This is a genomic window from Bacillus sp. AM1(2019) (assembly GCF_009906915.1).
Taxonomy (GTDB): Bacteria; Bacillota; Bacilli; order Bacillales; family Bacillaceae; genus Bacillus; species Bacillus velezensis.
This window is the reverse complement of record NZ_CP047644.1, coordinates 3,844,300-3,866,081: the sequence shown is the minus strand read 5'-3', so window position 1 is coordinate 3,866,081 and position 21,782 is coordinate 3,844,300. Positions and strand designations below refer to the sequence as shown.

Genomic DNA, 21,782 nt, shown 5'->3' with positions numbered 1-21,782 from the left:
AGGAGTGTTTACATATGGAGAGAAAAACAGTATTGGTTATCGCTGACCTTGGGGGATGCCCGCCGCATATGTTTTATAAAAGCGCTGCTGAAAAATATAACCTGGTCAGTTTTATTCCGAGGCCTTTTGCAATTACAGCCTCTCATGCAGCTTTGATTGAAAAATACTCGGTCGCGGTCATTAAAGATAAAGACTATTTTAAGAGTCTGGCTGATTTTGAGCATCCCGATTCGATTTACTGGGCTCATGAAGATCATGACAAACCTGAGGAAGAAGTAGTCGAAGAAATCGTCAAGGTGGCCGGCATGTTCGCGGTTGACGCCATTACGACCAACAATGAACTGTTTATCGCTCCGATGGCAAAAGCGTGTGAACGTCTCGGCCTGCGGGGAGCGGGCGTACAGGCCGCTGAAAATGCCAGAGATAAAAACAAAATGAGAGCCGCCTTCAACCGGGCCGGCGTCAAATCCATCAAAAACAAACGGGTGACGACGCTGGAAGATTTCCGCGCCGCGCTTCAGGAAATCGGAACGCCGCTCATTCTGAAGCCTACATATCTGGCGAGCTCCATCGGCGTGACGCTTATCAAAGAGATGGAAACGGCCGAAGCCGAATTTAACAGAGTCAATGAATACCTGAAGTCGATCAACGTACCGAAAGCGGTCACGTTTGAAGCGCCGTTTATCGCGGAAGAATTTTTGCAGGGCGAGTATGACGACTGGTACGAAACAAGCGGTTATTCCGACTATATCAGCATAGAAGGCATCATGGCCGACGGGGAATACTTCCCTGTCGCGATTCATGATAAAACACCGCAAATCGGATTCACGGAGACATCGCATATTACGCCGTCCATCCTGGATGATGACGCGAAGCGGAAAATCGTCGAAGCAGCCAAAAAGGCGAATGAAGGACTAGGCCTCGAAAACTGCGCAACACATACAGAGATTAAATTAATGAAAAACCGGGAAGCCGGACTGATTGAATCAGCGGCACGATTTGCGGGCTGGAACATGATTCCGAATATTAAAAAGGTCTTCGGCGTCGATATGGCGCAGCTGTTATTGGATGTTCTCTGTTTCGGAAAAGAAGCCGATCTGCCGAAAGGATTATTGGAGCAGGAGCCATGCTATGTCGCCGACTGCCACTTGTATCCTCAGCATTTCAAAGAGAACGGCCAGCTGCCTGAGACGGCTGTCGATTTCGTCATTGAAAGCATTGACATTCCCGACGGCGTCTTAAAGGGAGACACCGAAATCGTTTCTTTCTCGGCGGCCGAGGCGGGTACGTCCGTGGATCTGCGGCTGTTCGAAGCGTTCAACAGCATTGCGGCGTTCGAGCTGAAAGGAAGCAATTCGGGTGACGTGGCCGAATCAATCAAACAAATTCAGCAGCAGGCGAAGCTGACTGCAAAGTATGCGTTACCGGTATGAAACAGCTGAAACCGAACTCTAAGTATTTGCTTTTCGGGCAGGCGCTTTCGTTTATGGGAGACTATTGCGTTCTCCCGGCCCTGCTCATTTTGTCTACATACTATCACGACTACTGGGTGACGTCCGGCGTCATCGCGGTCCGCAGTATTCCGATGGTGTTTCAGCCGTTTTTAGGCGTGCTCGTGGACCGGCTCGACAGGGTGAAAATCATGCTGTGGACGGATGTGATCAGAGGCGTCATCTTTTTGGGGCTGACATTTCTCCCGAAAGGCGAATATCCGCTGCTTTTTCTGGCGCTGCTGTTTGTTTCTTACGGAAGCGGCGTGTTTTTTAACCCGGCACGTCTCGCGGTCATGTCGTCTTTAGAAGCTGATATTAAAAATATCAACACTTTGTTTGCAAAAGCCACGACGATTTCGATTATTGTCGGCGCTGCAGCCGGCGGACTTTTTCTGTTAGGCGGTTCTGTGGAGCTTGCCGTCGCGTTTAACGGGGTGACCTATCTTGTCTCCGCGTTTTTCATCAGCCGCATTAAGCTTCAATACGTGCCGATTCAGTCAGAAAACGTAAGGGAAGCTTTTCAGTCGTTTAAAGAAGGCCTGAAGGAAATCAAAACAAATGCTTTTGTGTTAAACGCCATGTTCACGATGATTACGATGGCGCTTTTGTGGGGTGTCGTCTACAGCTATTTCCCGATTGTCAGCCGCTTTTTAGGCGACGGGGAAATCGGCAATTTCATCCTGACGTTCTGCATCGGCTTCGGCGGCTTTATCGGCGCCGCTCTTGTCAGCAAATGGGGCTTTAACAACAATAAAGGGCTGATGTATTTTACAGTGTTATCGATCGTCTCGCTTGCGCTGTTTTTGTTTACCCCGATTTTCGCCGTGTCAGTCATTGCCGCCATTCTTTTCTTTATCGCAATGGAATACGGTGAGGTGCTGGCGAAGGTCAAAGTTCAGGAGAACGCGGCGAACCAGATTCAGGGCCGGATTTTTTCGGTGGCGGAGGCCTCCATCGGATTGTGCATCGCCGTCGGTTCCATGCTGATCAACATTGTAGACGCGGCAGTCATCATGGCGTTTATCGTCCTTTTGGTCAGCGGGCTGTTTCTGCATACAAAACTGGTCAATAAATCCTTTTCAGAACGGAATAACGAATCAGAGCAAATTCATTTATAAGGAGCCTTTCAGATGGAAATCATACCGTCCGACGTCATCAAGACACTTCCGAAACAGGAATTTTCGCTCGTTTTTCAAAAGGTAAAAGAGATGGAGAAAACGGGAGCCCAGATCATTAACCTCGGGCAGGGGAATCCCGATCTCCCCACACCGCCGCATATCGTTGAAACATTGCGGGAGGCTGCGCTGAATCCTTCGTATCACGGATACGGCCCGTTCAGAGGCTATCCGTTTCTGAAAGAAGCCATCGCGGAATTTTATGAGAGAGAGTACGGGGTATCGGTCAATCCGGAGACAGAAGTCGCGCTGTTCGGCGGAGGGAAAGCTGGTTTGTACGTTTTGACACAATGCCTGCTGAATCCCGGCGATATCGCCTTAGTCCCGAACCCCGGCTACCCTGAGTATTTATCGGGCATTACAATGGCCAGAGCGGAGCTGCATGAGATGCCGCTTCATCCGGAAAACGGCTATTTGCCGGATTTTGAGCGGATTGATCCCGCCGTCCTGAAAAAAGCCAAGCTGATGTTTTTGAATTACCCGAATAACCCGACGGGCGCGACTGCGGATCAGGCGTTTTATGAAAAAGCGGCAGCGTTTGCAAAAAAACATGACATCCACCTTATTCACGATTTTGCATACGGCGCGTTCGAATTTGATCAGAATCCGGCCAGCTTTCTTCAGGCGAAAGAAGCGAAAACGGTCGGCGCGGAGCTTTATTCATTTTCGAAAACCTTCAATATGGCAGGCTGGAGAATGGCATTTGCCGTGGGGAATGAGAAAATCATTCAGGCGGTCAATGAGTTTCAGGATCACGTCTTCGTCGGCATGTTCGGCGGTCTTCAGCAGGCGGCAGCGGCGGCGCTGTCAGGAAATCCTGAGCATACGGAGCGTCTGAAGCGCACATATAAAGAACGGATTGACTTTTTCACGGCGTTATGTGAAAAGGAATTAGGCTGGAGCATTGAAAAACCGAAAGGGACTTTTTATGTATGGGCTGAAATTCCGAATGAATTCGAGTCTTCACACCAGTTTTCGGACTATCTGCTGGAGCATGCCCATGTTGTCGTGACGCCCGGCGAGATTTTCGGCAGCGGCGGAAAGCGTTATGTCAGAATATCAATGGTGGCAAAGCAGGGCGATTTAAGGGAATTCGTGCTGCGGATTCAAAAGCTCGGTTTGTCCTTTCCTTCATTACAAGAAACATCCCGCTGAGAGCGGGATGTTTTTATTATATGCTTTTCATGCTGCCGCCGTCGGCTGATACTTGCTGTCCGGTAATATAGGAGGCTTCTTCAGAGGCAAGAAAGGCAGCCAGCGCCGCGGTTTCTTCCGCAGTTCCGACACGCTTCATCGGGACGCCTGAGGCAATCCGTTCTTCCGCTTCCGCTTTAGAAATGCCGTTTTGCTTCATGACATTCTTCACGAATTGGTGATAACGGTCTGTGGCGATAAACCCGGGATTCAGACAGTTGACAGTAATGTGAAAAGGCGCAAGCTGAATGGCGATGTTTTTGCTGGCATTAATTAAAGCGGCGTTCATCATGCTGTTGGTAAACATATTGGCGCCGGGTTCTTTCCATAGGTTTCCGACGATATTAATGATTCTGCCGAATTCGTGCTGTTTCATGATTGCTGCGGCCGTTTTCATAGAGTCGATATAGGCGATCGTTTTATTCGTAAAGGTATTTGTCATATCCTCTATATCGCAGTTTTCAAAGGTATCCGGCGAGCCGCCCGGAATGTTGTTGATCAATACATCAAGCCGTCCGCATTGTGATCTGATCTCTTCAAAAATGCCGGCTCTTGTCTTCTGGTCCGACATATCCCCGGCCAGAACGGTGACGCCCGCATCCGGATGTTTGGCGAGGATCTCTTCTTTTACCGATTCGATATTTTCGGGAACTCGTGAATTAATGACGGTATGAAAGCCATTGTCCGCCAGTTTCAGAGCGATCGCTTTGCCGATCCCCTGACTGGCTCCCATAATAAACGCGGTTCGTTTTGACAACTGTCTGCACCCCTTTACCAAAATGGAATCTCCTTTACATCGTAAAAAAAAATGATAAAAATAGCAAATTTTATTTAAATTCTGACAAATAAAAAAATAATAAGTGAACTTAACCTTAGTTGAAATAAAAATTTCATTAATCAGTATAGAATCAATTTTGAAATAATATATAAAATGGTAAAAAATGACCTTTTATAAAAAGAATCCTTACGTTAGCATATAAAATATTCAAAAAACAAACTGGGAAAGAGAATAAAAAATTAAAAAGGAGGTTAGTTTTAATGAAAAAAAAGGAGCGCATAATTATTGTAATATCAATCCTCATAATATTTTGTTCATTGATAGCAGTTGCATCAAATATCTATCAAAAAAAAGATAATTTATATGCTGGGCAGGCTACTACAAATGAAGTGAGAAATGCAATAAAAGATCAAAATCACGTATTTGTATACTATTATCAAATAAATTGTCTTCATTGTAAAAGGGTTTCACCATATCTTATTCCGATGGGAAAGAGAATAAACGGAAAATTCCTTATATTAAACATCGAAGGTGATCAAAAATCTTGGGAAAGTTATAAGATAAATCAAACACCGACATTAGTCGTTTATAAAAATGGAAGGGAAACTAATAGAATTGAAGGGGAACAGACTAAGAATAAATATAAAAACTTTTTTAATTCGGAAAGTTGAGCATGTATCCGTAGCAATCATATCAATAATAATGCTGTATTCTGGTTTTATGAAATTATTTGACGTATATAGTTTTATATTTTCACTACAATATTATCAATACATACCCGAGTCAATGTATCTAATAGTAGGGTTTGCAGTCCCCATTATTGAAATAATGATTGCGTTTTTGATCTGGGTGAAACGATTTCGATATTTTTTTGTAATATTTTATAAACTGTTAATCACAATATTTCTTATTCTGTTAATGGCTAATTTCGGTAGATATTTTCCGTATGGTTGTGGTTGTTTTGGTAATGGAAACGCAGAAACTATTGGTTATTCAACGATTTTCAGAGAGGTTTTGTTTTTGATCCCAAGTTCTTTGTACTTAATCTTAAGGAAATATTGAATATATAAATATTTTCGGTTAACCGCAATTTTTTTATATTATGATTACAAAAAAAGGAAAGGGAGAGATCGTATGATTAAAAAAATTTGGGATGCAAAGCACTACCTACTGTTGACTTTATCAATTTTATTGGCAATTTCGTGTATATTGCCTAATTTTGCATCAGCGGATTATGAACCAGGAGATGAAAAATTAAGTAGAGCATCCAAATCTGAAACATTAAAAATTGATGACTGGATTAAAGATTGGGGAAAAAAAGATGAAAAACTGGCGTTGATGAAGAAGTACAGCAAAAACATAAAGTTTGATAACAGCAAAAGACATGTGATGAAAGTTGAGAATTATGGAACTAAAACGCTTTATTATGCATATTATCCTTTAAAAGGAGAAAACGTCGAAAAAGATAGCAATTTTATCGTTATACTAGATGAAAATGGTAAAGTTATAGAAGACTACTCTTTATTTGGTGTAAGGGAGAAATCAGGCAAAGTTGCTTCAAAGGTGATTAAAAATAAAAAACTCATTTATAATGCTGAAATTAATAAATCTGGAGAAGTTGAATCAGGTTTTGTTATTAAAGACAATGGTGAAAAAGTTGATTTAACAAAAAGCATGTCTTCTCAGGGGTTTAAGCAATGGTGGAACTGCTTTAATTCTTGTTTATCGGGACAAGGAGTTGCTTCGTGGGCAATCGCTGCATTAGCCACACTATGTGGTGTTGCTTGTGCTAGCACTGCTGGTGCTGGTTGCTATGCTTGTCTGTTGGCAGCTGATGTTGCAACTGGTTCTGTAATAGGAGTTTGTTATGGACGATGTAAAAGTAAATTTTAAATTTGTAAAATTAGCAGGGCAATCCCCTGCTAATTTTTTATAAAGATCAAGTAAATATTGGGCTCAGTCAATCGTTTTTAAATTATAAATATAAGGAGCCTAATGTATGGTAGCGTGGCTCCAAAGATTTTGTTTTAAAGGGGTTTTCAAAGGTGAACAATATAACGAAAACAGAGAGTGAAATCATTGATCTAATAGCTAAAGAAAAATCCAATATAGAAATAGCTGAACAATTAGGTTATTCTCAAAGAGCTATTGAATATCATATAGCAAAAATACGTAAAAAGTTAAATGTACGTTCTCGAGTTGGAATAATAGTAAAAGCTTTCAAAAAAGAATTAATTTAACTAACTTTCAGTATTAATTGTTAGTATTTCTTATTTAGAATGAGGATCGATATAAATGCTGTACTGATAACTAACGAGGAAAATAAGAGTAAAATCTGTTCTTTGTCTAGGTTGATTAAATTAAAATAAAATATTGTCAAGAAAATGAAAAGATAAATTAAGGTCAGCATAAAAGTATAGGCTAAGCTCTTCTGTATTATAAACTTTCCTCGTTCATCTCTTTTTAGTGGTAATGATGGGAAGGTAGCCCATAGAACAAAGCTTATTATTGAAAGAGTTAAGATGGGAAAAGTTATTGAAGGTAATTTTGTTTGCGTAAATATTGATAGTGCTATAAAAGCTCCCGAGACGATAATGAAAAAAACAAAAGATATTAAAAAAAAGTTCTTCTTCATTTCTATTCCTCCTCTAACAAAAATATATTCTCTACACTTTCCTTGAAAATCTTTGCTATTTTCAAAGCTAAGGGCAGGGAGGGATTATATTTCCCATTCTCAATTGAAATGATGGTTTGTCTGGACACTTTTAATTTCAAGGCTAACGTTTCCTGTGAATAAGAATGCCTCTGTCTAATTTCTTTTAACCGATTTTTCACTCATATTTCACCTCATTTCGATACAACAATTGCTCAGTAAGTAAAGCGCGCTTTACGTAAAGTAAACTTTACATCAGGTTCAATATTTTGTCAATAGTTTTTTGAAAAAAGCCTGATTTTTAAAATCAGGCTTTAACAACTTATTACACGTGCAAAAACTTCGGAAGCGTGTCGAGAGACAAGCGGTTTCCGACAAAAAATGAACCGAATTCGCCGTAGCGCGCGCTGACTTCATCAAAGCGCATTTCGTAAACAAGTTTTTTGAACTGAAGCACATCATCGCTGAAGAGCGTGACGCCCCATTCGTAATCGTCAAAACCGACAGATCCCGTGATAATCTGTTTGACTTTGCCGGCATAGCTCCGTCCGATCAAGCCGTGGCTTCTCATCAGATTTCTGCGTTCATCCATAGAAAGCATGTACCAGTTGTCATTGCCGCTTCTTCTTTTATCCATCGGATAGAAGCAGACGTATTTCGCTTCAGGCAGCTCAGGATACAGGCGGGCGCGGACATGCGGATTTTCATACGGATCGCCTTCTCCGCTTGCGAGGTAGTTGCTCAGCTCAACCACGGACACGTAAGAATAAGCCGGGATTGTAAATTCAGCAAGCTTTGATTTGTTAAATTCAAGCTCGATTTCGTTCAGCTCTTCCATTGTCGGGCGAAGAATCATCAGCATGAAATCAGCTTTCTGTCCGACGATGCTGTAGATGGTTTGCGAGCCTTTGCCTTCTTTTTGGGCGACGCCCCATTTTTCAAGCAGTCCCGTAAATTCGTGAATAATCGACAGGCGCTCATCGCTGGATAACATCTTCCATGACGTCCAGTCCATTGTGCGGAAATCGTGAAGCGCGTACCAGCCGTCAAGCGTTTGGGCGGCTTCGTTCGTTTTTTGCTGCTCACTCATGTATCTTCACTCCTATATCTTTTCATTGATGCCTTCACTATATCACAGTTTAACCGTTTCGGCTGTGGAGAAACCTTGAATAATCCGAAGCCTTGTGTCAGAAACTATGCCGTGAACAAACGGTCAATTAAATTAGTTAGAAAAATAAGATTTCTTTTTGAAAGCGCTATAATAGAAGTTGGTTATTTGAATTTAGCTGGAAGAAGAGTATGCTGTAAAAGTAAGCGTTTTTTGTCAACATAGAGGAGGGTATATCGTGGCAGATTTATTTACAAAAGTACAAGAAAAAGTCGCAGGAAAAGATGTGAAAATCGTATTTCCTGAAGGGTTGGACGAACGTATCCTGGTTGCGGTCAACAACTTGGCGGGCAACAAGGTATTAAAGCCGATCGTAGTCGGCAATAAAGAAGACATTCAAGCAAAAGCGAAAGAATTAAATCTTACGCTTGACGGCGTGGACATTTTTGACCCGCATACATATGAAGGCATGGAAGAACTCGTTCAGGCTTTCGTAGAACGCCGCAAAGGCAAAGCGACGGAAGAACAGGCCCGCAAAGCTTTGCTGGACGAAAACTATTTCGGCACGATGCTTGTGTACAAAGGTCTCGCAGACGGACTTGTCAGCGGAGCTGCACATTCTACAGCCGATACGGTGCGCCCTGCACTGCAAATCATCAAAACAAAAGAAGGCGTGAAAAAAACATCAGGCGTCTTCATCATGGCCCGCGGTGACGAGCAATATGTATTCGCTGATTGCGCGATCAACATTGCCCCTGACAGCCAGGACCTTGCCGAAATTGCCATTGAAAGCGCCAATACGGCTCAAATGTTTGACATTGACCCGCGCGTTGCCATGCTCAGCTTCTCTACAAAAGGATCGGCGAAATCAGATGAGACGGACAAAGTGGCTGAAGCCGTGAAAATTGCGAAGGAAAAAGCACCTGAGCTTACGCTGGACGGCGAATTCCAATTCGACGCTGCATTTGTGCCGTCTGTCGCGGAGAAAAAAGCGCCGGACTCCGACATTAAAGGAGACGCGAATGTATTTGTATTCCCAAGCCTTGAAGCAGGAAACATCGGCTACAAAATCGCTCAGCGCTTAGGCGGCTTCGAAGCGGTCGGACCGATTCTGCAAGGATTAAATATGCCTGTAAACGATCTTTCCAGAGGATGTAATGCGGAAGACGTCTACAATCTTGCGTTAATTACGGCTGCTCAAGCGCTGTAATCCGCAAATGCCGGCCTTTACGAGGGCCGGCATTTTTTTATAGAAAGAACGTCACTGCGGCCCAGCCGAACAGGGACAAACAGAGAGAACCGATCAAGCCTGCTGCGAGCGCCCGCCATCCGTTATGACGAAACGCCGATATATGGACTTTCAAACCGAGACCCGCCATCGCCATGCCGATTAAAACATAAGACACTTGAACAAGAAACGCGGAAAACGAGGCTGAAATAACGCCTGATGTATGGATGGCGCTCATTCCAAGAAATCCGAAGATAAACCAAGGGATGGGGAGCGAAGCGGCAGAAGCCGTCTCTGACTTTCCGCTGCGGCGCGCCCGCATTCCGAGCATGAATGCGGCCGGGACGAGCAGCGCGACCCGGGTCAGTTTGACGATCACCGCCATCTCGACAGCTGCTTTTCCTCCGGCGCTGCCGGCCGCCGCCGCATGCGCCACCTCGTGAAGCGTTGCCCCGCAAAAGGCTCCGTAAGCCGCAGGAGAAAAGCCTAATCCATGATAAGCAAGAGAATATACAACAGTAAAAATGGTTCCTAATAACGAAACGGCGGCCGCGCTGATGGCGGCTGCATTTTCATTTGATCTGATCTGCGGCGCGATCGCGGCAATGGCAGCCGCTCCGCAGATCGCTGTGCCGCAGGCTGTCAGCGTGCTGAGTGTCTGATCTATACGGAACAGCCGGGACAGTCCATATACAACGGCACCCGCAAACATCATACAGCAGACGGCAATTGCAAATACGTGCCAGCCCGCATGATAGATATCCGCCAGATTCAGTCTCATACCAAGCAGGATGATGCCTGCTTTCAGCAAGTATTTGCTTGAGAACGCGATCCCCGGCTCTAATGCCGCCCGCTGTCCGAATACGGCACGCCAGAGCATGCCGATCAGCATTGCAAGGACAAGCATTCCGAACATATGCAAAAACGGCAGGCGGCTGACATAGAAAGCCGCAAACGCAATTCCTGCGGTAACTGAAACACCTTTTACCATCTTCATCTCAGTCACTTCCCATTATCTTGATAACTCCACTTTACTGCGGTCTTAATCATTAGTAAAATATATTTATATGATCTAAACGATTAGGAAAAAAAATGATTAGGGGCGATGCTTTTTGTATTATGGTGAACTGAAAACATTCATTGCCGTCGTGGAAGAAAAAAACTTTACAAAGGCGGCGCAGAAGCTGATGATTTCTCAGCCGAGCGTCAGCCTCCACATCAAAAACCTGGAGAAAGAATTTCAAACCGCTTTGCTGAACCGCTCTCCGAAGCACTTTACGACTACGCCGACGGGGGACATTCTCTATCAGCGCGCCAAGCAGATGGTCTTTTTGTACGAACAGGCGAAATCCGAAATTTACGCCCATCATCATTATGTCAAAGGGAAGCTCAAAATCGCCGCGAGCTTTACCATCGGCGAATATATTCTGCCGCCGCTTCTCGCAAAGCTTCATAACGAGTATCCCGAGCTGAACCTGGACGTCATGATCGGAAACACGGAGGAGGTCAGCGAAGCGGTTCGGATGCTTCAAGCCGATATCGGATTAATTGAAGGGCATACGGGGAAAAACGAGCTCGACATTCAGCCGTTTATGGAGGATGAATTGTGCATTGCCGCACCGAACGGACACCCGCTCGCCGGCAGAAAAAACATCCCGGCTGCCGAATTGCAAAATCAAGCGTGGGTGACGAGGGAGAAGGGTTCGGGAACGAGGGAATATTTAGACCACGTTCTTCAATCAAACGGACTGCGGCCGAAATCCATGATGACGATCAGCAGCAACCAGGGCGTCAAAGAAGCCGTGATCAGCGGAATGGGTCTTTCCGTTCTGTCAAAAAGCGTGCTGCAAAAGGATCTGCTTCACGGCAGCATTTCCGTGCTTGAGATAAAAGGATTCTCCTTAAAACGGAAGCTGTCTATCATCCAATCTTCCATTATGGAGAACACAAAAAACAAAGAAATCTTCATCGCTCTTTTGAAAAGCCAATTTCAATCATCTCAAGCGGAGTGATATAATAAATGCATGGAAAGCCTATGACGAAAGGGATTTAATATAGATGGGAAAGCAACCGATTGATTTACTGATGCAGCCGAGCTGGAGAATCATTGACCAATCCAGCCTCGGCCCTTATTTTGATGCGAAGCAGTCATTCGCAATGGATGATACGCTGTGCGCCTCCGTAGGCAAAGGGGAATCGCCTGCGACGGCACGCTCCTGGGTGCACCACCGGACGATCGTGCTCGGCATTCAGGACACGCGTCTGCCGTTTTTAGAGGACGGCGTGAAATTGCTGGAGGACGAAGGCTACAGTGTCATTGTCCGCAATTCCGGAGGCCTCGCCGTCGTACTGGACGAAGGCGTATTGAATATCTCGCTTATTTTTGAAGATGAGAAAAAAGGCATCGACATCGACAGAGGCTACGAGGCGATGACAGAGCTGGTGCGGCGGATGCTGCGTCCGCACAATGCTGAAATTGAAGCATATGAAATTAAAGGATCGTACTGTCCGGGCAGCTACGATCTCAGCATCGGCGGCCGAAAATTCGCGGGAATCTCACAAAGGCGCCTGCGGGGCGGAACCGCGGTTCAGATTTATCTCTGCGCCGATAAAAGCGGAAGCGAACGCGCCGATCTGATCAGACGTTTCTATCAAGCCGCTTTAAAAGACAAAAGCAACGATACAAAAGGCGTATATCCCGATATCCGGCCCGAAACGATGGCTTCATTAAGCGAATTGCTGCAAACGGACATTACCGTGCAAGACTTAATGCTGGCGCTTTTGACCGAACTGAAGGAACTCAGCGGCCGCCTGTATGCAGCCGGATTATCGCCGGAAGAAGAGAAGGTATTTGAAAAAAATCTGACCCGAATGCTGGAACGGAATGAGAAGGTGTTCGGCACGCAGGAAAGCTTGGACTAAGTCCGGGCTTTTTTTTGTTTTTGGTAATTATATACTATTTAGTTATAGTGAAAAAGAAGTGTTATATGAAAACTAGTTTACATTATATACCTTATTTGATTAATATATTTATGTAGGTTCCAAATAATTCTATAAACTGAAGGAGATGGAGATATGAACTTTAAAAAAATAAAAGAAGAAAAAAGAATCACGATCCCGACGCATTTGTTAGCCGGAGATGCGGAACAATCAGGCAATTCTTTCGCTTGGAGCGGCTGGGTGCTTGTAGTGCCGAGCCAAGAAGACAATCAAAACCCGAATTTGAATTTCTCTGATTTAGCCGCTCAAAAGTAGGATAATCACTGTTTGGAGCCTACACATCTGAGACGAGGCGGTGAGAGTGTGACACAAGAGTATATAAGAGAAATTAAGCGGGGAGCACTGTCATGGATTGTTAAAAATATCCATTACTTTGATATGAATCATAAAGTAGCGAATGATTTCAGGTGGCGCCTTAAAACATTTATAGAACTCATTTTTCTTACCAATTACCTGATCAGAAATCAGGCAGATGATAAGGAAGTTGCTGTTTTAACGGAGTTTATTACAGAAAGGCTCCGTAATGATCAGCTTGAAGAATTTATTCATTTTGATCCGGACGGTCTCGCCGGATTGGCTATTGCGGGTGAATTTCTTACCTTGACTGATCATCCGTCACGGGCTTCGGTGATATGGGAGCTGGAAAAATTCACGGCAGCGCGTTTTGATCGCAGCCTTGCTAAAATTCCCTTTCGGAAAATGGATCTGAAGTACAGTCTGCAAAGAGCAGGCGTAACCTCGGAAATAACGGATTTTTCTGACTTATATCACTACACAGCAGCTGGTCAGGATATCCCAAATACATATATGACGGATCATGATGCGTACAGCATCACTCATACGATTTTTTATATAACAGACATGGGATGTTCTTCGCTTACGGATAAAGAGTATCATCTGCCGTCCTTAAAAGAAAAGGTCCTGAAATTTCTCGGGATCTATATCTGTCTTGAGAATTTAGATATTACCAGTGAATTATTGATGTGCAGCTCTTTTTTACATATCGACATGGATAAGGACAACCATAAACCGCTCTATGAAGCAGCCTGGAATAAAATCTATCAGGGCCGAATGAAAGAGGGGAATGTCCCGAGCATCACCTATCAACATAAACCCGGTTTGAAAGGTGAACAGCGAAGAGAAGATGTGTTCAAACATTGCTATCATACAACACTTGTCGCCGCGGGTGCCGCGCATGCCTGTCTTAGAGCAGAAAGGAACGATTAACTTGAACAGATTAGCTGAAGAGGCGGATCAATTTTTATTATCTTTTGCTGAACAATCGCTTCCGGATCAAAAGAGCATTGAGCTGTTTGCCGGCTTCTGCAAATACTGCAGGAAGACGAGCCATTCTTCCGCTGTAAAAGAACATACTGAAAGGATTGCCTTCGCTTTCGTTGATAAGTCATGCTGGGAAGATCTGTTTCACTGTAACACGGCCATTGTCAATGAGTTGATTCATATCTATTTAACGGCAAAAGCTTATAAAAAGAAGCAGGGAATGGATTCGGATGATCAAGTCATACGTCACGGATTGCAAAACGGCTATCTTATAAAAAAAGAATGGCCTTATTTTAAATACGCCGAATTCGCTGGTTTGCTGAGCGAGCTGGGAATGTCAACTGACCATGAAAAAGTGCGCTTTTACAAGAATTCGATGTTTCAGCCTTTGCTCCATGACGCATGGAAAAGAACAGCTGAAAACGAGCTGGAGTTTGTCGAGTACTGTCTTCTTCATTTGAATGAGGGAGAGCATCTGCTTCATCCCGGCTTGAAGGCGTCCATTCAAAAATGGCTTGTGTTTTGTCTCGGCAGCCGAAAAATGAAACAGCTGTGCAATATGTTATTTATCCAATCGTGTATCGATCCATTTTTTTATGGCTGTCAAGCGGCTCTTCATCATATAAATAACGAGAATCCATCCATTCATTGTGCTCCGGCTCTTCTGCCGGCGATTGAGATTCTGAATCTGGAGTGTGGAACATGCGGATAGTCAAGGAACATTTTAATATAAAAAAAACAGAAGAATGGCTGCTGGGTCTTTGGAAGAACATTCAGCTGCAGCCGGAAGAAATGGAAGCAGATGATCTCATGCACCTGTTTTGCGGTTTAGCGGCATGTCATCACTTTGAAAAAAGAAAGGATACAGAAGAAGTCATTCTATTCTTAGACCGTTATTTTGGAGAAAAAACGCACGAATGCCATCCGGTCCTGTTCGCGTATGCGTATCATATATACCGCAGGATGGATGCCGCAAAAAGCATCTTTTTTCATAACGGACTTGAACAAATGGTCCGCGGTTTACAAGAGGAACTGAAATCAGAGCCTTCCTCTATGATCCTCATGGTGTTAGGGGCTTATTTTGGGGCGATGACTCCGGAAGAACTGATCGTGTTCTTAGAAACCGTAATGAAACGTGAGGCCGATTTGCTCATGGCACCGGGCGGCATCCAGGAAGAACAGGCGGATGCCCTTTATGCCGTCACTTATTTGCAAATGAAAGAATTGCAGCCTTTTCTCACGGAATGGTACAAAACATCAGACTTTGCTTTTTCAGGTTTAATGTTAGCCGAGTGCAGAAAGTATCACATTGACGCCGTTGCAAAATACACAGCCATTATGAAATTTCTCCAATTCGATGAGGCGCTTTTTATACGGGAAGGGCGGGAATTTCTACGCTTTCAGCAGCGAAGCAGCGGGAGCTTCGGTTATTTGAATCCATTAGCGATGGACCAAGGGGCGGTCAGCGGCAAATTGCTGGACCGGCAGTATTTCCTGCCGTCCGCTCATTATGCCGCCGCCTCTCTGTCTATGCTGTAATGTCTCTCTTTTGAAAGACGGAAAAAGAAATCAATAAACAAATAAGAAAGTAGATCGCTATAACCGTCACGGAATAGGGGATGTTTAACGTTGAAATCGCATCACCCGCGCTTTTATTTACATAAGCAACGAGGTTTAAATGCGGAAAGAGCGTAAATTTATACCACGTAAATTGGGCAAGCAAATCAGTTCCGCCCAATATACTGCCGGCAAACAGCAGTAAAATCGATAAGCAGAGGGAGAGCGCCTGGCTTTTGCACAATACTGACAAAGTGAACGCAATGGTGACAATGCTTATAATTGATATGAAACGCAAAAGCAGAATGATTCCGGATGCTTTGATTGAACTGATGGTATACAGACTGTCATTTAAATGAGTATAGACGAGCGGATATGAAGCATTGGAAAAACCGAATAACACGCCGCCGATCAGCAAACAGCTCACACAGTAAAATAAGTAAATCATACCGGTAAACAGAAGGGAGGCCAGAAATTTCGATGTTAAAATCCGCCATCTTCGGTTCGGGCTTGTAGCGATAAACTTAATCGTCCCAAGGGCAAACTCTTTAGAAACAACCCCGCTGACGGTTAAAATCGCGGTTAAGCTTACGAAAATCTCAAGCCCGTTTGAAGTAACCGTGCCGAAAAACCTCCAGCCGTTCCATTCATAAGGGTTGATGTTATGCTCCAAATAATAGTCTTTATTCTTAACATCAGCAGAATAATAAACGCCTGTCGTTTCAGCCGGTTTATCAATTTCTTCCTGTTTTTTTTCGGCGAGAAGCCGTTCTTTCCAATTGTTATCCGAGGAAGCATCTAACTCATGATTCATAATAAGGCCGGCCAGCAAAACGATGAGAAACAGGAAAAAAAGAGATAAAAGTGTGCCTTTTTTTCGGGTTATTTTTATGAATTCGTTCTGCGCCAGATGAAATATGCTCATACCGCGTCCTCCTGATCTGTAATCATCATGTATTTCTCTTCCAATGACAAAGTTCTTGCAGAAACGCGGGAAATCAGAATTTCTTTCTCTGCCAAAGATTTAATGACATACGGGATGGTATCTTCTTCCGCTTCCAATTCAATGACGCGGCTGTCTTTTTGCTGTACTTGAAGAATACCTTCCCGCTCTAATATTTCTTTCGCCCTTGCCGGATGATCGACCGTGACGGTAAACAGCTTTTTCTGACCAAGGTCATGTCTGTTCTTCATGTCTTCAATTCCTAAAATCCGTCCCTTTTTAATATAGGCAACCCTATCACAAATTTCCTCCATTTCAGACAATAAATGGCTTGATAATAAAATAGAAACCCCTTGCTTCGCTAAATCGGAAAGAATGGTGCGCAATTCTTTCATACCTTTAGGATCGAGGCCGTTCATCGGTTCATCCAGAATTAATAACCCGGGATTGTGAAGAAGAGAATAAGCGAGCCCCAAGCGCTGTTTCATGCCTAATGAGAAATGTTTCACTTTTTTGCTGGCAGCCTGATCTAGTCCGACTTTTGCAAGGGTATTCATAAGGTCATCCGTTTTCAGCGAGGTGCTCCGCAGTCTGGTGAAATATTTCAGGTTTTGCAAAGCGGTCATATTCGGATACATATCCGGGCCTTCAATGATAACCCCGATATGTCTCATAAAATATTCAAAGTCGCTGTCCGGTCTGCCTCTGAATGAAATGGCTCCTTCTGTTTTTTTAATAAGCTGTACGATCATTCTGAAAATAGTGGTTTTTCCTGAGCCGTTCGGCCCTAAAAGGCCGAATATCTCGCCTTTTCTCACATCGAAAGAAATTGACTGTACAATAGGGGTATGATTGATTGTTTTAGAGACATCTTTTAATATCAGGGCTGGTTCAGTCATGATATTTGCACACCTTCCTTATGATTTAGGGTAAAAGCCGTCAAAACCGAAGAACATGCTTCCGATCAGGCCGGCAGCGATTAAAATGAGAGCAATGCTATACCACATTTTTCGATTCAATGGTTTCCCTCCTTACAACGCTGACATTCCATTTGAAATAGCGCAAAAAGATGCGGAATATCAGTTTCGAAAGATCAAATCCGGCCATAAACACCGCCATACCCGCTCCAAGAACCATACATCCGTTAAAAATGGCTGTTACAATCGGCACTTTTACAAGGAGAAAGAATGATCCGGTCATCAGCATCAGGCCGATCGCCATCAAACTTAACACCGCAACAGAGGCAAAAAGAAACGGTGTCAGCATAAACATGAAGTTGAACATGCCCATACCCAGCATCAGGCCGAATGCTTTGAAAAAGGAGCGCCATGTTTTCTGCTCCTCGGCATCACTGATGAAAATATCCGCTTTTAAGGCGCGCGCAAGTGTTTTGGGGTTTCCTAAATTGCCGGCGATTTGTTCATCGCTTTTTCCTTCAGCGCCGCCCATTTGGAATATTTCGCCGATATCGGCGAGTATCTCTTTTTGCTCAAATTCCGGCAGATCTTTTATTTCCCGCCGGAGATGTTTTAAATATTGGTCTTTACACATTCATTTTCCCTCCTTAATGATGCTGTTCACTTTTTCGGACAGGTCAAGCCATTCCGATTTTAATGTTTGATGATAAAAGGCGCCTTCTTCTGTTACTTTGTAATATTTGCGTGATGGGCCTTGATCGGAAGCTGCTGTATACGTTTTTAGGCAGTTATTTTTTGTGAGTCTTCGTAATATGGGGTAGATGGTGCCCTCCGATACAGGGAACGTTTCACTTATGATCTTGATTAATTCATAACCATATAAATCTTCATAAAGAAGCAGGGACAACACACAAAGTTCCAACGCTCCTTTTCGTAATTGGCTACTCATTTACTATCATTCCCATCATATCTAATAATTGTATTCTCTATACAGTGTATTGCACAGTAGCTAATCGATCAATAATTCCCAAGAACCATTTGGGATGAGGAATTGAATCTTTATGCTTATGTGCGGGCGGGGACCGAGATGCGCAGCCCTTGCGGAAAGAAGGCCTCCTGAACAATGTTTACATTAGTATAGATCAGGATTCGCGTCATTGACAAATGGCAAAAACCCCTTTTTCCATGACAAGGAAAGGGGTTTTTCCGTTATTCGGCCATTTTTTCTAAATTGCCGTTCCGGTCCATTTTAAAGGACGGAGAGGCATGTTCATCGTCTTCAAATAAAACTAGTTTTCTGGCTCTGTTCATAATTTTCACCAAGGTTTCGTAGTCTTCCTGAATGGTTTTTTGATCTTTTTCAAGCTTTTCGACGGCCGCTTCCAGCTGCTCGGTTTTAGACTGAAGTTCTTGGTTTTCCCGTTTTAAACGGTCATTTTCCATTTGCAGGGCGGAAGTTTGCTTTCCGCTGCCTTCATAGCTCTGCAGAAATTGAATGACGTCTGCCATTGTGAGCTCCGCCTTTTGGCTCGGCTGCTGAGGCGCCAGCAAATGTGATAAACTAGCTAACTCTTCCTTGAAGCTTTCATCGACATAAGGCATATGTTCGCCGGACATGACGGCTTGCCGATCCTCTTTTGGCGCTTCCGTTTGAACCGTCTCTTCGGCTGCGGTTTCCTGCATGATGTCCGCATCCGGTGCAGGCGGCTGGTATAATAGTTTCTTCTTGGCGGGCTGGCCGTTTCCGAGCGCGCGCATCCGCTGTTTCCGCTGTTTTTTGGCAAGCTGAAGCGCTTTTTCATATTGATGGCGGACGACGGCATTCCACCTGAATCCGCACGCTGCCGACGTTCTGTTTAATTTATCGCCTACCTCTTCAAAGGCGTTCAGCTGCGTGCTTCCTTCCCGAACGTGACGGAGCACGGTTTCCGCAAGCAGCAGGTCATTTTCCTCCGACCAGGCGTCCTGTCTTTGTTTTGTCAATGTTCTCAACCCCCAATATCTTTGATGGTATTAGAATGTCCAGATTGGAAAATATTTATACAAATTGGCTGAAAGAATGAGAGATACGCAGAGCCTTGCAGGATAAGATGAATCCTTGTACAATGAGATGTGATGTGATTTTTTTCGTTTTTAAAATTAAGATTTAACATAGAGGAACATTGAATGAAGGGAAGCGTACATCATGGCTAATGAATTCCGAGTGTGTGATGATTGCCAGGCCACCAATATTAAGACTTTGCTGCCGCGTTTGAAAGAAGCTGACCCGGATGCAAAAGTGGAGGTCGGATGTCAGTCATATTGCGGGCCCGGACGCAAAAAATCGTTTGCTTTCGTAAACAACCGCCCGCTGTCGGCGCCGACTGAGGACGAGCTGATTGAGAAAGTGAAAAAGAAGATCAAAAAGTAAATGTGTATTTTACGACAGCCTCGCCCGATGGGTCAGGCTTTTTTGCTTCAAAAAATCAATGACGGAAAACTGGAACAAAACGCCGGACAAATTCAAGGATGTTTTCAAATTACAGAGCCGATATAATAGAATCACGGCTAAAAAAAAGAGGGAATGACGATGGCGTATCCAAACGGAAAATTATCAGAAGAAAAAGTGTTTAAAGATCCCGTTCACCGCTATGTTCATGTGCGGGACAAGCTGATCTGGGATTTGATCGGCACCCGTGAATTTCAGCGGCTGCGCCGGATCAAACAGCTCGGTACGACGTATTTGACGTTTCACGGCGCGGAACACAGCCGTTTTAACCATTCTCTCGGCGTCTATGAGATTGTCAGACGAATGGTTGATGATGTTTTTAAAGGGCGTCCTGAATGGGATGACAATGAACGCGAACTCTGTCTCAGCGCTGCGCTTTTGCACGATTTGGGACATGGGCCGTTTTCGCATTCCTTTGAAAAGGTTTTTCATCTGGATCATGAAGACTATACGAGGGAAATCATTCTCGGCGACACCGAGGTGAATCAGGTTCTCAGAAAGGCGGGACCGGGATTTCCGCAGGATGTTGCTGAAGTCATTGCCAAAACATACAAAAACAAACAGGTGGTCAGCCTGATTTCGAGCCAGATTGACGCCGACAGGATGGATTACCTTCAGCGGGACGCATACTATACGGGCGTCAGCTACGGACATTTTGATATGGAACGGATTTTAAGGGTGATGCGTCCGCGAGAGGATCAGATCGTCATTAAGCAAAGCGGCATGCACGCCGTCGAAGACTATATTATGAGCCGCTATCAAATGTACTGGCAGGTGTATTTTCATCCCGTGACGAGAAGCGCTGAAGTCATTTTGACGAAAATTCTCCACCGTGCGAAGCAGCTCCATGAAGAAGGGTATATATTCACTCATGCTCCCGTTCATTTTTATTCCATTTTTGAAGGGAAGCTGACGCTTGCGGATTATCTGAAGCTTGATGAAGCCATCATTTTATATTACTTCCAGGCTTGGGAGGAAGAAGAGGACCCGATTCTGTCCGACTTGTGCCGCCGCTTTATTAACCGCCAGCTGTTTCAATATGCCGAATTTAACCCCAATGAGGAAATGTCGGCTTATTTTGAACTGACCGCTCTGTTTAAAGAGGCGGGAATTGATCCCAATTACTATTTAGTGGTCGATTCTTCATCGGATCTGCCGTATGATTTTTACCGGCCGGGTGAAGAGGAGGAGCGTCTGCCGATTCACCTGTTAACGCAGAACGGCCAGATCAAAGAGCTGTCCAGGCAGTCCGCCATTGTCGAATCCATTTCGGGCAAACGCCGGACGGACCATAAGCTCTACTATCCGATGGACCTCATTTGTGACGATTCAGAAAACCCTGAAGCAAAATTAAAAATCCGGCAGCTGCTGGGACTGACATAGAAGGATTTTGGTAAAGAAGGAAAAGGAGATGTCGGGAATTTGTTGAAAGAACATGCAAAACTGATGAAGGTGTTCTCGGATTCTGGAGAAATCATCGGGCGGAAAAAGCTGCAGAAAATCATTTATATCGCGAAGAAAATGCAGTATCCTTTCTACGAAAAATATGATTTTCATTTTTACGGCCCGTATTCCGAAGAACTGACGCTTCGAATTGAAGAGCTGTGCAATCTTGGGTTTCTGGATGAGGTGAAGGAAAAAAAGGGCGGCTACTTTCAATACCGGTACTCGCTGACGGAGACGGGAGCCGAGTTTTTACATCATGCGGAGCTTACGATGCCGGATATGAAGAAGTACATCGACAGCGTCAACAGCCGCTCATCCCGGTTTCTGGAGCTGGTGTCTACGATTTTGTATTTTGACGGCCTTGAAGCTGAGGAAAAGAAAGAGAAAGTGTTTACGATAAAAAGCAAACAGAAATATACAGATGAAGAATATGATGAGGCGCTTCACTACATAGAAGAGCTGAAACATATTTGTTAAAGGCGATGGCTTTCGTCTTTTTTGATGAAAAAACCAGGCCGCGA

The 21,782-nt window shown here is 44.2% G+C and carries 26 protein-coding genes; 17 read left to right on the top strand and 9 right to left on the bottom strand.

Annotated elements, in window-relative coordinates:
• The first annotated feature begins 14 nt into the window (after positions 1 to 14).
• From GNE05_RS19245 to GNE05_RS19235, 3 genes are read left to right on the top strand one after another with little or no spacing between them, the layout of a single operon-like run.
• On the top strand, positions 15 to 1,433 hold the full coding sequence (locus GNE05_RS19245) for an alanine--anticapsin ligase (RefSeq protein WP_014419149.1): 1,419 nt from the start codon (positions 15 to 17) through the stop codon (positions 1,431 to 1,433).
• Complete coding sequence (locus GNE05_RS19240; protein WP_007407671.1) at positions 1,430 to 2,611, top strand: bacilysin exporter BacE; 1,182 nt, start codon at positions 1,430 to 1,432, stop codon at positions 2,609 to 2,611. Before GNE05_RS19245 ends, GNE05_RS19240 begins: the two co-directional genes overlap by 4 nt.
• 12 nt (positions 2,612 to 2,623) lie before the next feature.
• Positions 2,624 to 3,823, top strand: a complete 1,200-nt coding sequence (locus GNE05_RS19235; protein WP_021494772.1) for a transaminase BacF — start codon at positions 2,624 to 2,626, stop codon at positions 3,821 to 3,823.
• A 16-nt stretch (positions 3,824 to 3,839) separates the two neighbouring features.
• Here GNE05_RS19235 and GNE05_RS19230 read toward each other — a convergent pair whose 3' ends face one another.
• Entirely contained in the window at positions 3,840 to 4,619 is a 780-nt protein-coding gene (locus tag GNE05_RS19230; RefSeq protein ID WP_007407669.1) for an NADPH-dependent reductase BacG, read from the bottom strand.
• 281 nt (positions 4,620 to 4,900) lie between these two features.
• On the opposite strand from GNE05_RS19230, the gene GNE05_RS19225 reads away from it, so the two are divergent.
• The 4 genes from GNE05_RS19225 (at position 4,901) to GNE05_RS19210 (ending at position 6,880) form a co-directional block, all read left to right on the top strand.
• Entirely contained in the window at positions 4,901 to 5,311 is a 411-nt protein-coding gene (locus GNE05_RS19225; protein WP_160183099.1) for a thioredoxin family protein, read from the top strand.
• Positions 5,235 to 5,702 carry a MauE/DoxX family redox-associated membrane protein gene (locus GNE05_RS21575; protein WP_366935525.1) on the top strand — a complete coding sequence of 156 codons (468 nt, stop codon included), beginning with the start codon at positions 5,235 to 5,237 and terminating at the stop codon, positions 5,700 to 5,702. Before GNE05_RS19225 ends, GNE05_RS21575 begins: the two co-directional genes overlap by 77 nt.
• A 72-nt stretch (positions 5,703 to 5,774) precedes the next feature.
• Entirely contained in the window at positions 5,775 to 6,533 is a 759-nt protein-coding gene (locus tag GNE05_RS19215) for a hypothetical protein (RefSeq protein WP_160183097.1), read from the top strand.
• 152 nt (positions 6,534 to 6,685) lie between these two features.
• On the top strand, positions 6,686 to 6,880 hold the full coding sequence (locus GNE05_RS19210; protein WP_017418691.1) for a response regulator transcription factor: 195 nt from the start codon (positions 6,686 to 6,688) through the stop codon (positions 6,878 to 6,880).
• 397 nt (positions 6,881 to 7,277) lie between these two features.
• Here GNE05_RS19210 and GNE05_RS19205 read toward each other — a convergent pair whose 3' ends face one another.
• Entirely contained in the window at positions 7,278 to 7,475 is a 198-nt protein-coding gene (locus tag GNE05_RS19205) for a helix-turn-helix transcriptional regulator (RefSeq protein ID WP_017418693.1), read from the bottom strand.
• A 143-nt stretch (positions 7,476 to 7,618) separates the two neighbouring features.
• A complete protein-coding gene (gene hemQ / locus GNE05_RS19200) occupies positions 7,619 to 8,383 on the bottom strand; it encodes a hydrogen peroxide-dependent heme synthase (RefSeq protein WP_003151011.1) in 765 nt (254 codons plus the stop codon).
• Positions 8,384 to 8,639: 256 nt separating this feature from the next.
• Here hemQ and pta point away from each other — a divergent pair, with 256 nt between their 5' ends.
• Positions 8,640 to 9,611 (top strand): phosphate acetyltransferase, encoded by a 972-nt coding sequence (gene pta, locus GNE05_RS19195; RefSeq protein WP_003151012.1) that lies wholly within the window; start codon positions 8,640 to 8,642, stop codon positions 9,609 to 9,611.
• Between the two features lie 37 nt (positions 9,612 to 9,648).
• On the opposite strand, the gene GNE05_RS19190 is transcribed toward pta, so the two are convergent.
• Positions 9,649 to 10,626, bottom strand: coding sequence for a YeiH family protein (locus tag GNE05_RS19190; protein WP_160183096.1), 978 nt, complete (start codon positions 10,624 to 10,626; stop codon positions 9,649 to 9,651).
• 115 nt (positions 10,627 to 10,741) lie between these two features.
• Between GNE05_RS19190 and GNE05_RS19185 the strand changes: the two genes are divergently transcribed.
• The 6 genes from GNE05_RS19185 to GNE05_RS19160 all read left to right on the top strand — a co-directional run bounded on the left by GNE05_RS19185 (position 10,742) and on the right by GNE05_RS19160 (position 15,449).
• Complete coding sequence (locus GNE05_RS19185; RefSeq protein WP_007407666.1) at positions 10,742 to 11,641, top strand: cysJI operon transcriptional regulator CysL; 900 nt, start codon at positions 10,742 to 10,744, stop codon at positions 11,639 to 11,641.
• Between the two features lie 46 nt (positions 11,642 to 11,687).
• Positions 11,688 to 12,551, top strand: coding sequence for an octanoyl-[GcvH]:protein N-octanoyltransferase (locus GNE05_RS19180; protein WP_014419142.1), 864 nt, complete (start codon positions 11,688 to 11,690; stop codon positions 12,549 to 12,551).
• A gap of 153 nt (positions 12,552 to 12,704) precedes the next feature.
• Positions 12,705 to 12,884 (top strand): hypothetical protein, encoded by a 180-nt coding sequence (locus tag GNE05_RS19175; RefSeq protein WP_003151018.1) that lies wholly within the window; start codon positions 12,705 to 12,707, stop codon positions 12,882 to 12,884.
• Positions 12,885 to 12,932: 48 nt separating this feature from the next.
• The gene (locus GNE05_RS19170; protein ID WP_014721963.1) at positions 12,933 to 13,856 is read left to right on the top strand and encodes a DUF6895 family protein; all 924 of its coding nucleotides are present in this window, start codon (positions 12,933 to 12,935) and stop codon (positions 13,854 to 13,856) included.
• Positions 13,825 to 14,622, top strand: a complete 798-nt coding sequence (locus GNE05_RS19165; RefSeq protein WP_160183095.1) for a hypothetical protein — start codon at positions 13,825 to 13,827, stop codon at positions 14,620 to 14,622. The genes GNE05_RS19170 and GNE05_RS19165 overlap by 32 nt, the downstream gene beginning before the upstream one ends.
• Positions 14,613 to 15,449 (top strand): hypothetical protein, encoded by an 837-nt coding sequence (locus GNE05_RS19160; protein ID WP_160183094.1) that lies wholly within the window; start codon positions 14,613 to 14,615, stop codon positions 15,447 to 15,449. Before GNE05_RS19165 ends, GNE05_RS19160 begins: the two co-directional genes overlap by 10 nt.
• On the opposite strand, the gene GNE05_RS19155 is transcribed toward GNE05_RS19160, so the two are convergent.
• The 5 genes from GNE05_RS19155 to GNE05_RS19135 form a co-directional block, all read right to left on the bottom strand.
• Complete coding sequence (locus GNE05_RS19155) at positions 15,439 to 16,392, bottom strand: ABC transporter permease (protein WP_014419138.1); 954 nt, start codon at positions 16,390 to 16,392, stop codon at positions 15,439 to 15,441. The genes GNE05_RS19160 and GNE05_RS19155 overlap by 11 nt on opposite strands.
• Positions 16,389 to 17,309 (bottom strand): ATP-binding cassette domain-containing protein, encoded by a 921-nt coding sequence (locus GNE05_RS19150; protein WP_088056390.1) that lies wholly within the window; start codon positions 17,307 to 17,309, stop codon positions 16,389 to 16,391. The genes GNE05_RS19155 and GNE05_RS19150 overlap by 4 nt, the downstream gene beginning before the upstream one ends.
• Before the next feature lie 97 nt (positions 17,310 to 17,406).
• Positions 17,407 to 17,961 carry an HAAS signaling domain-containing protein gene (locus tag GNE05_RS19145; protein ID WP_022553942.1) on the bottom strand — a complete coding sequence of 185 codons (555 nt, stop codon included), beginning with the start codon at positions 17,959 to 17,961 and terminating at the stop codon, positions 17,407 to 17,409.
• On the bottom strand, positions 17,962 to 18,276 hold the full coding sequence (locus GNE05_RS19140) for a PadR family transcriptional regulator (protein WP_026092292.1): 315 nt from the start codon (positions 18,274 to 18,276) through the stop codon (positions 17,962 to 17,964).
• A 260-nt stretch (positions 18,277 to 18,536) separates the two neighbouring features.
• Positions 18,537 to 19,310, bottom strand: coding sequence for an RsfA family transcriptional regulator (locus GNE05_RS19135; RefSeq protein ID WP_012118695.1), 774 nt, complete (start codon positions 19,308 to 19,310; stop codon positions 18,537 to 18,539).
• Positions 19,311 to 19,512: 202 nt separating this feature from the next.
• On the opposite strand from GNE05_RS19135, the gene GNE05_RS19130 reads away from it, so the two are divergent.
• The 3 genes from GNE05_RS19130 (at position 19,513) to GNE05_RS19120 (ending at position 21,738) form a co-directional block, all read left to right on the top strand.
• A complete protein-coding gene (locus GNE05_RS19130; RefSeq protein WP_003151034.1) occupies positions 19,513 to 19,737 on the top strand; it encodes a YuzB family protein in 225 nt (74 codons plus the stop codon).
• A 159-nt stretch (positions 19,738 to 19,896) separates the two neighbouring features.
• Positions 19,897 to 21,198 carry an HD domain-containing protein gene (locus tag GNE05_RS19125; RefSeq protein ID WP_003151035.1) on the top strand — a complete coding sequence of 434 codons (1,302 nt, stop codon included), beginning with the start codon at positions 19,897 to 19,899 and terminating at the stop codon, positions 21,196 to 21,198.
• Positions 21,199 to 21,237: 39 nt separating this feature from the next.
• Entirely contained in the window at positions 21,238 to 21,738 is a 501-nt protein-coding gene (locus GNE05_RS19120) for a YwgA family protein (RefSeq protein WP_007407653.1), read from the top strand.
• The last annotated feature ends 44 nt before the right edge of the window (positions 21,739 to 21,782 follow it).

Coding starts and splice junctions, on each gene's coding strand:
- GNE05_RS19145 (WP_022553942.1), bottom strand. CDS start 17,961: ATGTGTAAAGACCAATATTTAAAACATCTCCGGCGGGAAATAAAAGAT.
- GNE05_RS19160 (WP_160183094.1), top strand. CDS start 14,613: ATGCGGATAGTCAAGGAACATTTTAATATAAAAAAAACAGAAGAATGG.
- GNE05_RS19155 (WP_014419138.1), bottom strand. CDS start 16,392: ATGAGCATATTTCATCTGGCGCAGAACGAATTCATAAAAATAACCCGA.
- GNE05_RS19140 (WP_026092292.1), bottom strand. CDS start 18,276: ATGAGTAGCCAATTACGAAAAGGAGCGTTGGAACTTTGTGTGTTGTCC.
- GNE05_RS21575 (WP_366935525.1), top strand. CDS start 5,235: ATGGAAGGGAAACTAATAGAATTGAAGGGGAACAGACTAAGAATAAAT.
- GNE05_RS19240 (WP_007407671.1), top strand. CDS start 1,430: ATGAAACAGCTGAAACCGAACTCTAAGTATTTGCTTTTCGGGCAGGCG.
- GNE05_RS19190 (WP_160183096.1), bottom strand. CDS start 10,626: ATGAAGATGGTAAAAGGTGTTTCAGTTACCGCAGGAATTGCGTTTGCG.
- GNE05_RS19175 (WP_003151018.1), top strand. CDS start 12,705: ATGAACTTTAAAAAAATAAAAGAAGAAAAAAGAATCACGATCCCGACG.
- GNE05_RS19215 (WP_160183097.1), top strand. CDS start 5,775: ATGATTAAAAAAATTTGGGATGCAAAGCACTACCTACTGTTGACTTTA.
- GNE05_RS19125 (WP_003151035.1), top strand. CDS start 19,897: ATGGCGTATCCAAACGGAAAATTATCAGAAGAAAAAGTGTTTAAAGAT.
- GNE05_RS19225 (WP_160183099.1), top strand. CDS start 4,901: ATGAAAAAAAAGGAGCGCATAATTATTGTAATATCAATCCTCATAATA.
- GNE05_RS19165 (WP_160183095.1), top strand. CDS start 13,825: ATGCCTGTCTTAGAGCAGAAAGGAACGATTAACTTGAACAGATTAGCT.
- GNE05_RS19245 (WP_014419149.1), top strand. CDS start 15: ATGGAGAGAAAAACAGTATTGGTTATCGCTGACCTTGGGGGATGCCCG.
- GNE05_RS19130 (WP_003151034.1), top strand. CDS start 19,513: ATGGCTAATGAATTCCGAGTGTGTGATGATTGCCAGGCCACCAATATT.
- GNE05_RS19180 (WP_014419142.1), top strand. CDS start 11,688: ATGGGAAAGCAACCGATTGATTTACTGATGCAGCCGAGCTGGAGAATC.
- GNE05_RS19150 (WP_088056390.1), bottom strand. CDS start 17,309: ATGACTGAACCAGCCCTGATATTAAAAGATGTCTCTAAAACAATCAAT.
- GNE05_RS19235 (WP_021494772.1), top strand. CDS start 2,624: ATGGAAATCATACCGTCCGACGTCATCAAGACACTTCCGAAACAGGAA.
- hemQ (WP_003151011.1), bottom strand. CDS start 8,383: ATGAGTGAGCAGCAAAAAACGAACGAAGCCGCCCAAACGCTTGACGGC.